The following is a 13925-nucleotide window of genomic DNA, read 5'->3' as shown; positions in this document are numbered from 1 at the left end:
TTATGAATTGGATTAAAAACAAAAACGAAATCATCGTCTATCTTTTGCTCAGTGCCATATTTATAGGTACCTGTCTTACTTTATTTTTTGTATTCAAACCATTTCTTTGGGCCAGTTTCCTTGCTTTACTCTTTTACCTCACAACAAGAAAAATTCATAAAAAACTAAAAAATCTTTTAGGGGTTAAGTTTCATGGTCTTTCGCCCTATATTATGGTTCTTCTCATGCTTGCCGGAGTGTTTATCCCTTCCTACTTGATTGTTTCCACTCTCATTCGGGAATCTTTAAACTTAGTCAGTTATATCAGAAACCAACTCACCGAAGAATCCATTGTTTCTTTACTTTTGAATAGTCCCATGCTCACAGACTTCTTCACTGAAAATGAATTTTTCTGGATCAAACTTCCTTTGATGTATCGGGAATATGTGGGCCAACATATGGACGTCTTAAACCTAGATTCCATTTATAGTTTGCTCAAGAATTCCTCTGGATTTTTACTCGGATCGTTTGAAGTGCCGGGAGCCATCATCTTCAATGCATTTTTTACCTTTATTTTACTTTTCTTTTTGTATAAAGAAGGAAGTCGGTTGGAACATGCACTTTTTGTATTACTTCCCTTTCCCACAGAAATCGAAGAAAGACTGGGTCGGCGTATTGAAGAAGCCATTCGCACGGTGATGATGGGAAATTTATTCGTCTCACTGATCCAAGGGGCTCTCGTCTATGTATTGTTACTCTTTACCTCTGTTTCGAATAAGTTTTTACTCTCTAGCATTGCGACCATCTTCTCACTCATTCCCGTTGTGGGAACTTCCGTTGTATGGTTACCCATTGGTTTGTACATTGGTCTTGTCCAAGAAAATTGGACAGGAAGTGTTCTCTTTATGATTGCTGGGGCGGCTAGTTATTTGATTTTAGAGAACTTAGTAAAACCAAAAATTTTAGATAAAAAACTAAAAACGCATCCATTTTTAATCTTTTTATCCCTGATTGGCGGATTACAAGAGTTTGGTGTTGCCGGAATCATCATTGGCCCTATGGCTCTTACCCTTGTCATCATCCTTTGGGACTTTTGGAAAATTTTTAGAGAGACTCGATTTCAAACAATTTAGATGGAAGCAGATAGTTCTCTCAGTGTTAGTGATGTCAATCGGCTAATCAAAGCCAAACTCCAAGATGCGTCCGAATTCAAAAACATTTGGGTGCGGGGAGAGATATCCAACCATTCTCAAACCAATAGTTCAGGGCATATGTATTTTTCTTTGAAAGATACGGCGAGTGTTATCAAATGTGCTTTTTTTTCCTTCCAAGCAAAGAATTATAAGGGCACTCCACTTCGCAATGGAATGGAGATTTTGGTGTATGGTTCTGTTTCTGTTTATGAACCTGGTGGATATTATAGCCTAACTGTACAAAAGGTGGAAGAAATTGGTGAAGGAGACATCCTTCTCAAAATAGAAAAACTAAAAAAAGCTCTCTATGATAAAGGGATTTTTGAGCCCACACACAAACGCCCTCTTCCCAAATTCCCCAAACGCCTAGGCATTGTTACCTCTCCCAAAGGTGCCGCCGTAGAAGATATTATCCGCATTGCGACCGACCTCAATCCCTCCATTCAGATATTAGTTTCTCCTTGCCTAGTCCAGGGAGATGGGGCTGAAAATTCAATCATCGAAGCCATCAAAGAAATCAATGATCCCAAATGGGAAGTGGATGTAATCATTGCGGGACGAGGGGGTGGATCTTTTGAAGATTTGATGGCCTTTAACCAAGAAGCCGTGGTGATGGCTTATTACAATTCTAGGATTCCCATTATCTCTGCCGTGGGACATGAAATCGACCGTGTCCTTTCTGACCTGGCAGCCGATGCCACAACTCCCACTCCCACAGCGGCCGCAAAACTAGCCATTCCCAATGTTTCGGACACTCTCATGCGTCTGGATGAAATGGAAGATAGGATTAGAGCAGCCCTAACCAATGTTGTGCGAATTGGAAAAGAAAAGTGGGTTGGGATCACAGGAAGGCCAGTCTTCCAAAATCCAAAAACATTATTGGAAGTTAGGTCCACTGCCCTTGACGAACTGATGACTAAGATTTCCCTACTCGGTAAAAACTATTTAGTTCGCAAACAAAGTGAATTCCAAAAATTCGATAGTTTATCACAGAATTGGAAATCGTATCTGGAACGAATTCATAACAAATTCACACTCGCAGAACAAAGATTAGATCATTTTTCGCCACTAGGGACGTTGAAACGCGGGTATTCTGTGGTTCGAAATAAAAATAAACAAGTCATATCCTCCATTCATAATATCAGTGAAAATGAAAGTTTAGAAGTATTCCTTTCTGATGGAAAACTTCTAGTAGAAGTAAAAGAAAAAATTTAGGAATCGAAAATGGTAGAGAAAAAATCGATAAGTTTTGAAGAAGCCCTTCGCGAATTAGAAGACATTGCTGAAAAATTAGAAAGAGGAACACTTTCCTTAGAAGACTCCATCAAAGCCTATGAAAGAGGAATGGAACTAAAAAAAGTTTGTTCGGAACGGCTTGTGGATGCAGAAGCAAAAATTGAATTTTTGTCCAAAGCACCTGGTGGTGAAATTGTGAAATCTGCCGTCAAAAAGAAAAAAGACGATAGTCCGTCCAAACCTGTGGAAGAAGATTTATTTTAAAGAATGAGTTTCCAAGCAGTTTTCATTCTTGGTTATCTACTCATCACGATTGCCATCGGAGTTTATGCGGCAAGAAAAGTAAAAAACTCTCGTGACTTTATCTTAGCCGGTAGAAGCCTTCCTCTCCCTATCTCCACCGCGGCCCTTTTTGCTACCTGGTTTGGAAGTGAAACCATCCTTGGTTCTTCTGTTGAATTTGCGAAAGGTGGATTTTTAGCTGTCATCCAAGATCCGTTTGGTGGGGCGCTTTGTCTTTTTTTACTTGGCCTTGTTTTTGCTAAGTATCTTTACCGGATGCAAATCCTTACCTTTGGGGATTTTTATAGAAACCGGTATGGGAAAAAAATGGAACTCATTGCTGGAGTTTGTTTGATCTTTTCCTACTTTGGTTGGGTCGCCGCACAATTTGTAGCCCTCGGAATTATGGTGCAGATTCTTTTTGGAATCAACCAATTCACAGCCATTGTCATTGGAGCCTGTCTTGTTGTTTTTTATACTTATCTCGGGGGAATGTGGTCGGTTTCCTTAACTGATTTTTTCCAATCCATATCCATCGTTGTCGGACTTGTGATCGTTATATACGAGTTAAACGAAGTAAAACCAATTTGGACTTCCATCCAAGAAAAGCCAGATGGGTTCTTTCGATTTTTTCCAGAATCCAATTACCATGCCTGGACTTTGTATCTTTCGGCTTGGATGGTCGTAGGTTTTGGATCTTTACCCCAACAGGATATTTTCCAAAGGGTGATGTCTGCCAAATCGGAAAAAGTCGCGATCACCGCCTCCTATCTTTCTTCTATTTTTTATCTTCTTTTTGCTCTCATCCCTTTATTTTTAGGACTCCATGCCAAAAGCCTTCTTCCTGACTTTGACTTACATGGAGAAACGGGACAACTCCTCATCCCCACTATGATTTCTAAGTTTTCCAGTCCTTGGGTTCAGGTTTTGTTTTTTTCTGCCCTTATCTCGGCGATTCTTTCCACGGCTTCCGGGGCCATCCTTGCTCCGTCTTCTATCCTATCTGAGAATATTCTAAAATACGCATTTAAAGATATGGATGATAAAAAGTTACTCCTGCTTTCTAGAACATCAGTCCTTATCATTGCGGGGATTTCTTTTTTACTGGCTGTGGGAAAACCATCTATCTACGCTCTTGTGGAAGACTCTGGTGGCATCTCCCTTGTCACACTATTTATCCCGATGGTCTTTGGACTGATGAGCCAAAAGGCTGATGAAAGAGCCGCTCTCTTTTCTCTATTTGTGGGAATCGGAACTTGGCTTGTTTTGGAAGTTTACGGCGACGATATGACAAGCCATTTCTATGGAACCATAGCCAGTCTTATCGCCATCCTTGTCGGAATGTACTTCTTTCCTAAGAAAGAGCAATCGTTAGAAGCCAAGTAAACACATCTTTCATCTCTATCCCGAGAGCCTTTGCTTGTTGGGGGATAAGACTTGTCCCTGTCATTCCTGGGAGAGTGTTTGTTTCTAAAACATAAGGCACACCGTCACTTATGATAAAATCGGTACGCGAATATCCTTTGCAACCAAGCACCTCGTGACACTGCAATGTATACTCCTGGAGTTTTTTTGTGATCTCATCACCCACCGGTGCGGGAGTGATTTCTTCACTTCCTCCTTTGGTATACTTGGCTTCAAAGTCAAAGAACTCGGACTTGGGTCTGATTTCTGTTGGCACAAGTGCAAAAGGAATTCGTTTTCCTCCTTCCTTTCGTTCCAAAACACCAATGGATACTTCTGTTCCTGAAATCAACTTTTGGATGAGCACTCGGTCTTCAGAGACAAAAATTTTATCCACAAGAACCATGGCCTCTTCTGGTGTTTTTGCCATTCCCGTATTGACACTGGACCCACCTAGCGTCGGTTTAATGAAAACAGGAAAAGAAAAAGGAAGATTTAAAACTGTTTTTCTCGCATCAGATTTTCCCTTTTCTAAATCCACAAAAGGAGCCACGGGAATGCCGATGGTTTGGAATAAAAGATTGGCTCTGAATTTGTCCATGGCCAGAGCCGAAGCCAACACACCCGATCCTGTATGAGGGATTTCTAATACATCTAAAAATCCTTGGATCCGTCCGTCCTCTCCCGCTCCCCCGTGTAATCCGAGAAAGGCGGCCTGAAATCCATATTCAAGAAGTCCAGCCCCTGATTTGGGTTCGGAAATTTGGTTGAGCGCAGAAAATTCTTTTAAAAATTCCGATTCTGTTTTGCCTGTGGGGTCTGGGTAAACCGGATCGTTACCTTGGGGAATCCAAAATTTTCCGGTTTGGTCAATGTAAACAGGACAAATTTGGTATTTGTCCCGATCGATTGTATTGAAAATGAAATAAGAAGAACGAATGGAGATGATATGTTCCCCGGAGATACCTCCGAAAAGCAGTGCGATTTTGGTTTGGATCATGAAATCACTTGATTCCTTTTCTTGAAACTTGAAGATATTGAAATTACGTGGATTCCCGCTTTAAAATTCAATTCGGAATTGTTTTTTGTCTCTTCTTTCAGAGTGCCACTCTTTTTGCCAAACTTCCCAATTCCTTTACCGAAGACATCAAATCCGACTACCACCAGTTTTGGTTTTTATATGAATCGGAAAAGAGGGGCCGCCAAAGTTATTTAGCCTTTCGTCCATTCTATATGGGTTTCCAAGACAAAACCTATGCCTTCCGATTTAAAAGTTATCTCTCTCCTTTTTATTACAAAGAAGAAACCAATTACTGGTATACTTGGTCTTCTTTATTTTTCTTTAGTGGGACGGGATTCAAACATGAAGAGGGAGACGAAGACGAAGACATCCTTTTCACTCCCCTTTTCATTTGGGGTAAGGGTGAGTCCCAAAGAGAAAACTATTTTAGTGTCTTTCCGATCTATGGCAAAATTCGAAACAAACTTTCTTACCAAGAACTAAGTTATGTTTTATTTCCAGTGTATTCCGAATGGAAATACAAAACCTATGAAGCCAAATCCATCCTCTGGCCCTTTGTGATGTGGGGTGGTTCCGAAACAAGGAGTGACTTTCGGATCTTTCCTTTATATTCAAAGAAAGAACATGAAGGAAAATACAAACGCCAATCCTTTCTCTGGCCTTTTTTCCAATGGGGGGAAGAACGGTTGGATAAAAAGGAACCCACAACCTATTCGATTTTTTTTCCACTGTATAACAGCAAAGATTCGAAAGATGGGAATATGAAAAGTCGGGCCTATCTTTGGTTTCCCATTCTCAATTCCTTATTTTCTTATGGGTATGACAAAAAAACAGGACAAACCAATTACACGGCGCTCTTTATCTTTTTCCAATACACAACTTCGGAGAAAAAGGATACACAGAAACTCGTGTTTTTTCCTTTCTATGGATTTTCTTATTTTGCAAACAAGGAAGCCGAATTCATCACTCCGTTTTACATCCGTTTGTCGCAAAATACTTCCCACTTAAAAGCAACTTCGCATTTTTTATTACCTTTTTATTCCCATATGAAAAGTGAATATGTCCAAACAGGTAGAGAAGATTATTATTGGAAACTTTGGCCTCTGTTTCGGTATCACAAAGACCCCGATGGAAATTTTGGATGGAATACCCTTGCCATCATTCCGGTTCGTTTTGAAGTGATGGAAGATGTTTGGGAACCCATTTTTTCCATTATTGAATACAAAAGGTCCTCCAATGGAGAGAAACGTCTGCATTTAATCACAAGACTCTATAGCCATCGATGGACAGAGGAAGAAACTCATATCCATATACCGATCCTTGTGGAATATTCAAAATCACAATCAGGTTTTCGGTATGAATTGGGTTACGGTTTTCTCGGCATTGATACAAGAGAAACAAAAAACAAATACAAAATCCTTTGGTGGGAACTATGAAACGTCTGTACTCCAAAACATTGGAACCACTACTCTATGCCGTTGGTTATACGGTTCTCCTACTATTTCGATCCATTGGCCAGTCCCACCATCTCTTCTTCAAACGAAAAGAAATCTTGGAACAAATGTTCATTGCGGGTGTAGGTTCTCTTTTTGTTGTCTCCATTGTTTCTATTTTTACGGGAATGATCCTGGGTCTGAACACCGGCCTTGGCCTTCGGGACTTTGGGGCAGAAGGGCAAATTGGACTTTTACTTACGATCACCCTCACTCGGGAGATGTCTCCCTTTATGACCTCTCTGATTCTTGCGGCGTCCGTCGGTTCTGCTATGGCCGCAGAAATTGGAACCATGAAAGTCTCGGAAGAAATTGACGCCCTAGAAGTGATGTCTATCAATCCCGTTCGTTATCTCGTGATGCCAAGGATTATCGGTTTTTCACTCATGGTTCCTGTACTTTGTGTATATTCTGCCGCCTTAGGAATCTTAGGTGGAGGAATTGTAGGCCATTTCCAACTCGGTATTGATATGATTAGTTACTTTCAAGATGTATACTATCGGATCTCCTCGGTTCCAGGCCTAAAAGATTTGTATGTCGGACTTTTGAAAGGATATGTTTTTGGAATCGCTATTTCCACAATTTCTTGCAGCCAAGGACTTCGCACGGAAGGTGGAGCCATTGGTGTGGGCCAAACCACAAGAAAAGCAGTGGTCACTTCTTTTCTAATGGTCATTTTTTCTGGTTATGTGCTGACAGCTCTATTTTATAAATGAAGGAAAGTATGGAAACCTTTGCCATTGAAATGAAAAACGTCCATAAAACTTTTGGCAAACGAAAGATTTTACAAGGAATGAACATACAGGTAAAACAAGGAGAGACTATGGTCATCCTTGGTCCTTCTGGAACCGGAAAGTCCGTCAGTCTCAAACATATCACGGGATTACTTGATCCCGATGAAGGAGACTGTTATATTTTTGGGGAATCCATTGTCCATGGGAACGAAAGGAAAAGAGAAGAACTTCGTTCTAAGCTTGGCGTCTTATTCCAGTCAGGCGCCCTTATCAATTGGCTCACTGTTTATGAAAATGTCGCCCTTCCTTTGCGAGAACATAAAATTGCATCAGGGGCAGAGCTTGATCGCATTGTAATGGAAAAATTAAAATGGTTGGATCTGGTTCCCGCCAAAGACACGTTACCCAGTAATATTTCTGGAGGGATGAAAAAACGTGTGGGTCTTGCCCGAGCTCTTACCTCCCAACCTAAAATCGTGTTATACGATGAACCCACCTCGGGCCTTGACCCGGTGATGTCCAATGTCATCAATGATTTAGTCATCCGTTTGCAAAAAGAATTAGGTCTAACATCCATTGTGGTCACTCATGATATGAATTCAGCCTATAGGATTGCTGACAGGATTAGTTTTCTCTACGGCGGGAAAGTTCTGTTTTGCGGGACTTCGGAAGAGATCCAAAATTCACCGAATCCCATCATCCAACAGTTCATTCATGGAAATACAGTAGGTCCAATGATTCTCGATCATTCTGAATTAAAAAAAGGAAAATCCAATTGACTTTGCCTCTAACTTTAGGAGAACTTTAGGGAATGCCTACCATAGGTCGCGCTCTCATCGTCGGACTACTTTTTATCTTTTCACTTTTGGCTGTGGGTTACTTTACCATCGTCACAGAAGGTGGCCCCTTCCAAAAATCAGGATACCAACTCCCCGTCTACTTTCCTGATGCCGAAGGGATTAAAATTGGAAACAAAGTAACAATCCACGGGGTTCCCTTTGGTTATGTTTCCAAAATTCGTTTGGTGCAGATTGATGAGTATGGAACTCTTCTTCCGGATGGCGAAACCGGGATTGGAACCAAGGTGGAACTCACCCTCCTTTTGAAAGGAAAGGTGCAACTCTTCTCCAATTACGAAATCACAATCAAAAACGAAAGCCTCCTTTCTGGTCGTGTCGTGGCTCTCGATCCTGGTTCCAAGTTTCCGGTCGATCCCAAAACCAAAGAATACATGCTCGCAGAACCGGCCCTCACCAAAGTAGAGATCTCTCCTAGGTCAGGAAAACTGATGCCCATCCAAGGAAAGGTCACGCAAGACCCACTCGTTTCTCTATCTGAACTCATAGCCGAAAACCGCTCTGACATTCGTAAAACCGTGCAAAATATAGCCAATATCACGGGGAAAATCAACGAAGGCCAGGGAACTCTAGGAAAACTCATCAACGAAAGCGATGTCCACAAGTCGGTAAATACCACCCTTGGGGATGCTCAGGTCGTTTTGAAAGAGCTCCGGGAAGGCCTAGAAGACACAAGGGAACAAGCACCTGTGACCAGTTTCATTCGCTCTGCCCTCAGTGCTTTTTAAGCGCTAACACGTAAAATACGACCCATTTTGTAGTAAAAATCTTTGGTTTGGTGCACAAATGGGGGCCGTCACATTCCCACCACACTGTTGTAAAAAGGAGACATTTTTTTGACTTGGGTCCACGGTTTTGGAATTGTCCCTCCCCCCTTTTCTACAAATTTGTAAGTAGGAACTGATTTATGGTAACGGCGATACACAGAAAAACGATCCAAAACTCGATCACACTTCGGGGAATTGGCGTACATTCCGGAAAAATGGTGACCTTACGGCTCCATCCGGCAGAAGCAAATACAGGACTTATTTTCTACCTTTACAAAGGCATCCAAAAGATTCGAATCCCCATCTCCCTCGACCATGTTGTCGACACAAGTAACGCCACTACCATTGGAGATGGAAGTTCCAACCGGGTGCAAACCATAGAGCACCTTCTCGCCGCCGTTCACACTCTAGGCATTACTGATTGTATTTTTGAAATTGATTCCGTAGAAGTTCCGATTATGGATGGTTCCTCCCTGCCGTTTTGGGAAGGGATTCGTTCTGCAGGAATCCGGGTTCTGGATGAAACCATTGAACCCATTACCATCGCCAACCCCATTTGGGTGGTAGACGGGGACAAATACCTCGTTATGTTACCTTCCGACGAACTCAAAGTCACTTATAGCATCGATTTCAATCATCCTCTCCTCAGAGGCCAATCCTACACCACCACTCTTGACGAATCCATTTTGGGAACAGACATCCTTCCTGCCCGGACTTTTGGGTTTTTGAAAGACGTGGAAGCCCTCCAAGCTCGTGGCCTTGCCATGGGTGGATCTCTAGACAATGCTGTAGTTTTGACCGATGATGGGTATTTGAACGAAACTTTGCGTTACGACAATGAATGCGTTCGTCACAAGATCCTCGACCTCATTGGGGACTTGGCTGTGATGGGTCGCCCTTTCCGAGGCCACTTGATTGCTTCCAAAGCGGGTCACGCTCTAGACATCTCTCTTGCCAAGTGCATTATGAGCCAAGTCACAGGAAACGAACTCACTCAGTTCAAAAGCAAAAGAGTTCCACTTTTCGCTAAAAAACAAGCAGCTCGTTAGAATCCGCCTTTTTTTACTTTCCAAACGAGGCCTTGCCGAAAGTATTTTTGGCAAAGGGACGGATGGAAGAAAAAACCACATTCAAAGGCATTTCTGCCTATCCAGGCACAGTTTATGGCAAGGTTTTTCGTTGGAAACAATCCAAACGAAAACGAGAAGACCGCACGGATCTATCTCCCGATGAAATCAGAGAAGAAGTAGAACTCTTAAAAAAAGGCCTACAAAAAACCGAGGATGATCTTGCCGACCTCGTCCAAAAATCAAAAACAAATCGCGAACTTTCAGAAATCTTAGAATCCCAAATTGTCTTTTTGAATGATCCCCTATTTCGTGCCCGGGTTTTTGAACGAATTGCACAAAACAATGAATCGGCGGGCCTTGCTCTGGAAACCGCAGTTAGTTCGTTATACGACGAATTCCAATCCATCCCTGATGAATTCTTTCGGGAACGGGCCGACCATATTTTGGACATCGGCAAACGAATTGAGTCCAATCTTTATCCCGATAAACTAGCCGACCAAACCAAAATTCCAGAAGATGTCATCCTCATCGCACGTGAGATCACTCCTTCGGAAATGATCCAACTCGGAAAATCACGCCTCCGAGGAATTGCCACAGACTTTGGTGGGAAAACTGGTCACACTGCCATCATTGCGAGAAATTATGGAATCCCCACCATTGTGGGTTTAAAAAATATCACCTCACATGTAGAAGACGACGACTACATTTTGTTAGATGCCACGAAAGGAATCCTCAACCGCTCTCCAGGGATTGATGAAATCAAACTAGCTGGAATCAGAAGCGAAATTCATAAAGTCCAACCGATTCGTGAAATCAGTGATGGGCCAAAAGAAATCAAAACCAAAGATGGGAAAAAGTTTTCCCTTCGTGCTAATATTGATTCGGAAGATGAAGTGGATCTGGCCTTTGAACAAGGAGCCGATGGGATTGGACTTGTCAGAACCGAAATCCTTTTCATTCGTTATGTAGAATTCAAACCCACGGAAGAAGAACAGTTTGCAGTCTACAAACGAATTCTACTAAAGATGGTAGGCCGGCCTGTAACTTTTCGAGTTTGGGATATCGGGGCAGATAAAATGGAGAATGGATATGAAGAGGCCAATCCCTTTCTCGGAAACCGAGGGATTCGTTACCTTCTTCGCCATCCGCATTTTTTTAAGGAACAATTAAGAGCCCTGCTTCGTGCCAGCGAATTTGGAACCATGCGCATCATGCTTCCGATGATCACCACCAGGTCTGAAATTTTACAAACCAAAGTATTGTTTGCCGAATGTTTGGAAGAGTTAAAAACCACAGGGCTTTCGATCACCAAAAAAATTCCCTTAGGGATTATGGTAGAAACTCCTGCCTGTGCGCTCAACCTTCCCTTTCTTGGAAATCATGTAGACTTTTATAGTGTGGGAACCAACGACCTTTTACAGTATCTTTTGGCCGTGGAACGGAACAACCATTTGGTGGGAGATCTATACAATCCTTGGCAAGTGGTGTTTTTGTTACTTCTAAAGAATATTGCCGATGTGGCCAATTCACAAAAGAAACCCATTAGTATCTGTGGAGAGATTGGAAGTGATCCCATGTTTACCGCAGTTCTCATTGGGCTTGGATTTCGGGATTTGAGTTCTGCTTTGCCTCTGATGAGAGAAGTCGGTGAAAAAGTACAGGAGATTTCCAGTTGGAAAGCAAAACTACTCGCCGAACAAGTGATCAACCTTGCCGGTGAAGAAAAATTTGATGAAATAGAAGCCTTGGTTTTAGAAACCAAGGGCTAATGGTAAATCGAAAATCAATAGACAGGATCTAACTAAGAACTTATAAAACCAACGGATTCATTGGTTTTGTTTTTTGTTAAGCAACAGGAATGATTCTTTCTTCTTCCTTCCCTTTTAACAAAGCTAAAATGGATTTCTTTTTCAAAGAATAGATTCCATACAAAAGAATGGCTCCAAACCAAGAACAAAGAACAAAAAAGCCGTAGAAGTTTGTCATACTTCCCCATCGGTTTTGATATCCAGAAAGGATTCCTGCTGCGTAGTGCCCAAAGGCATTGGATAAAAACCAAATCCCCATAAGAAGAGATGCGTATTTTACCGGTGCCATATGACTCACAAAGGAAAGTCCCACTGGAGAAAGACAAAGTTCACTTAAGGTATTCCAAAAATAAACAAAAACCAAAAATAGAATCGAAACAGCAATGCCTGTTTCTGCATACTTTGCTGCGACCACCATCACCAAAAATCCGATTCCAAGGAGTATCAAACTGAAAACAAATTTCAAAACAGGATTGGGATTTTGATCTCGTTTGGCAAGCCTTGCCCAAAGAGTCGAAACAATCGGACCAAATAACAAGATAAAGAGTGGATTGATGGATTGTAAAACCGATGCAGGAATTTCTACACCAAACAAAGACCTATCGGTATTACGTAAGGCAAATAGATTGAGAGAAGATCCCATTTGTTCAAAAGCCATCCAAAAGAAGATACTAAAAAAGGAGAGAAGAACAATGAGTAGAATCTTCGGTTTTGTTTGGGAATCGTTTGTCGTATTGGCTAAAGTTCCTCCCAAATCCCTTTGTTTTTCCCAAATGGTATTGGGTAGGCGTTTGCTACCGAAATAAAATACAACCATTCCGATAGCCATTCCAAGGCCTGCCGATAAAAAACCCAAATGCCAATCCACTCGTTCGCCTAAACTCCCGCAGACGATAGGACCGATAAGACCACCCAAATTGATTCCCATATAAAAAATGGTAAATCCACTATCTCGAAGTCCCGGTTTTCCTGCGTATAATCTTCCAAAGATGGTAGACATATTGGGTTTAAAAAAACCATTTCCGAGGGCTAATAAAACAAGACCTAAATAGAAAAAAGATAAATCAGAAAAAGCAAGCGAGATATGCCCGCAAAACATCAGAAAACTTCCGAGATAAATTGAAAATTTGTAACTCAGGAACCGGTCGGTGAGGTATCCCCCGAGAACAGGCGTTAGATATACAAAACTAGTATAAAATGCATACACAGCACCGGCATCCACATCAGAAAATCCAAGTGACTTCACCAAATACAAAACAAGAAGTGCTCGCATTCCATAATAACTGAGTCTTTCCCACATTTCCGTAAGAAAAAGAGGTGTGATTCCCTTGGGATGCATATGAGCTTCTATTTGGTTCTGCTTTTCCAAATAGTTTCCTCTTGTCCTATAGAAAAATTAACAAACCGCGCCGCCGCAAAAAGATAATCAGAGAGTCGATTGATATAAATTCGTAAGTCAGAATGGATCTCCCCACCAGACTCAATGTAAACCAGAAGGTCTCTTTCTAAACGCCGACAAATGGTACGAGCCATATGAAGGGCACTTGAGGTAGGACTTCCCGCAGGCAAAATAAAAAACTTAATTTCTGGAAGAACTTCCATCAGGCGGTCGATTTCCTTTTCCAAACTTTCTACATCAGATCGCAAAACGACTGTTCCTTCCTTGGATTCCCGCGGCACATAACCGGCAAGCTCGGAACCAATTTCAAAAAGAAAACTTTGGATGTTTTTTACATAATCGAGAAATTCGGTTTCTAAGTTTAGATCTTTGGTAAAAGAAAGAGCAAGGCCAATGGTGCTATTCAATTCATCACAACTTCCGTAGAGGTCTACCCTACGATCTGTTTTGGAAACCTTGATTCCGGAGGCAAGGTAGGTCTGGCCACCATCGCCAAATTTGGTGTAGATTTTCAATTTCCGACTCCTTAAGCTCTAAAATTTCTTTACAGGCTTAAGTTTTTTGGTATAGAATATTCTGGAAAGGCAAAATTCACGGAAGAACCAAGGGAAGGCAACCCCTTATCTTCTCGATGGGAACGGATACCCGGGACAGTGGTTTTTACTTTTCTCCGCATGTAGGG

Annotated in this window: 13 protein-coding genes; 10 read left to right on the top strand and 3 right to left on the bottom strand. The window is 41.7% G+C overall.

The genetic code is table 11. The features are described from left to right. Positions 1–2 precede the first annotated feature (2 nt). From JWG41_RS02420 to JWG41_RS02405, 4 genes are read left to right on the top strand one after another with little or no spacing between them, the layout of a single operon-like run. Entirely contained in the window at positions 3–1112 is a 1110-nt protein-coding gene (locus JWG41_RS02420; protein ID WP_205268362.1) for an AI-2E family transporter, read from the top strand. Next, positions 1113–2387 carry an exodeoxyribonuclease VII large subunit gene (gene xseA, locus JWG41_RS02415; RefSeq protein WP_205268361.1) on the top strand — a complete coding sequence of 425 codons (1275 nt, stop codon included), beginning with the start codon at positions 1113–1115 and terminating at the stop codon, positions 2385–2387. It abuts the gene before it with no gap. A gap of 9 nt (positions 2388–2396) precedes the next feature. Further along, on the top strand, positions 2397–2672 hold the full coding sequence (locus JWG41_RS02410; RefSeq protein ID WP_205268360.1) for an exodeoxyribonuclease VII small subunit: 276 nt from the start codon (positions 2397–2399) through the stop codon (positions 2670–2672). Between the two features lie 3 nt (positions 2673–2675). Then, positions 2676–4076 carry a high affinity choline transporter 1 gene (locus JWG41_RS02405; RefSeq protein WP_205268359.1) on the top strand — a complete coding sequence of 467 codons (1401 nt, stop codon included), beginning with the start codon at positions 2676–2678 and terminating at the stop codon, positions 4074–4076. Here JWG41_RS02405 and JWG41_RS02400 read toward each other — a convergent pair. Beyond that, complete coding sequence (locus JWG41_RS02400) at positions 4045–5094, bottom strand: D-alanine--D-alanine ligase (protein ID WP_205268358.1); 1050 nt, start codon at positions 5092–5094, stop codon at positions 4045–4047. The two genes, JWG41_RS02405 and JWG41_RS02400, sit on opposite strands and share 32 nt — an antisense overlap. Before the next feature lie 47 nt (positions 5095–5141). On the opposite strand from JWG41_RS02400, the gene JWG41_RS02395 reads away from it, so the two are divergent. From JWG41_RS02395 to ptsP, 6 genes are all read left to right on the top strand, one after another. Then, positions 5142–6551, top strand: a complete 1410-nt coding sequence (locus tag JWG41_RS02395) for a hypothetical protein (RefSeq protein ID WP_205268357.1) — start codon at positions 5142–5144, stop codon at positions 6549–6551. Then, positions 6548–7324 carry an MlaE family ABC transporter permease gene (locus tag JWG41_RS02390; RefSeq protein WP_205268356.1) on the top strand — a complete coding sequence of 259 codons (777 nt, stop codon included), beginning with the start codon at positions 6548–6550 and terminating at the stop codon, positions 7322–7324. The genes JWG41_RS02395 and JWG41_RS02390 overlap by 4 nt, the downstream gene beginning before the upstream one ends. A gap of 8 nt (positions 7325–7332) precedes the next feature. Beyond that, a complete protein-coding gene (locus JWG41_RS02385) occupies positions 7333–8121 on the top strand; it encodes an ABC transporter ATP-binding protein (protein WP_205268355.1) in 789 nt (262 codons plus the stop codon). 32 nt (positions 8122–8153) lie between these two features. After that, positions 8154–8927 (top strand): mammalian cell entry protein Mce, encoded by a 774-nt coding sequence (gene mce / locus JWG41_RS02380; RefSeq protein WP_205268354.1) that lies wholly within the window; start codon positions 8154–8156, stop codon positions 8925–8927. Between the two features lie 179 nt (positions 8928–9106). Then, positions 9107–10015: a UDP-3-O-acyl-N-acetylglucosamine deacetylase gene (gene lpxC, locus JWG41_RS02375; protein WP_205268353.1), complete on the top strand. Its 909-nt coding sequence runs from the start codon at positions 9107–9109 to the stop codon at positions 10013–10015. A 62-nt stretch (positions 10016–10077) separates the two neighbouring features. Continuing rightward, positions 10078–11805, top strand: a complete 1728-nt coding sequence (ptsP, locus tag JWG41_RS02370) for a phosphoenolpyruvate--protein phosphotransferase (RefSeq protein ID WP_205268352.1) — start codon at positions 10078–10080, stop codon at positions 11803–11805. Between the two features lie 76 nt (positions 11806–11881). Here the strand turns inward: ptsP and JWG41_RS02365 are convergent, their stop codons facing one another. Both JWG41_RS02365 and JWG41_RS02360 read right to left on the bottom strand, forming a co-directional pair. After that, the gene (locus tag JWG41_RS02365; protein WP_205268351.1) at positions 11882–13213 is read right to left on the bottom strand and encodes a peptide MFS transporter; all 1332 of its coding nucleotides are present in this window, start codon (positions 13211–13213) and stop codon (positions 11882–11884) included. Beyond that, positions 13192–13758: a cob(I)yrinic acid a,c-diamide adenosyltransferase gene (locus tag JWG41_RS02360; protein WP_205268350.1), complete on the bottom strand. Its 567-nt coding sequence runs from the start codon at positions 13756–13758 to the stop codon at positions 13192–13194. The genes JWG41_RS02365 and JWG41_RS02360 overlap by 22 nt, the downstream gene beginning before the upstream one ends. Between the last annotated feature and the right edge of the window lie 167 nt (positions 13759–13925).

Origin of the sequence: Leptospira chreensis (assembly GCF_016919165.1) — a bacterium.
GTDB classification, from domain to species: domain Bacteria; phylum Spirochaetota; class Leptospiria; order Leptospirales; family Leptospiraceae; genus Leptospira_A; species Leptospira_A chreensis.
This window is presented reverse-complemented; position numbering and strand designations above follow the sequence as displayed.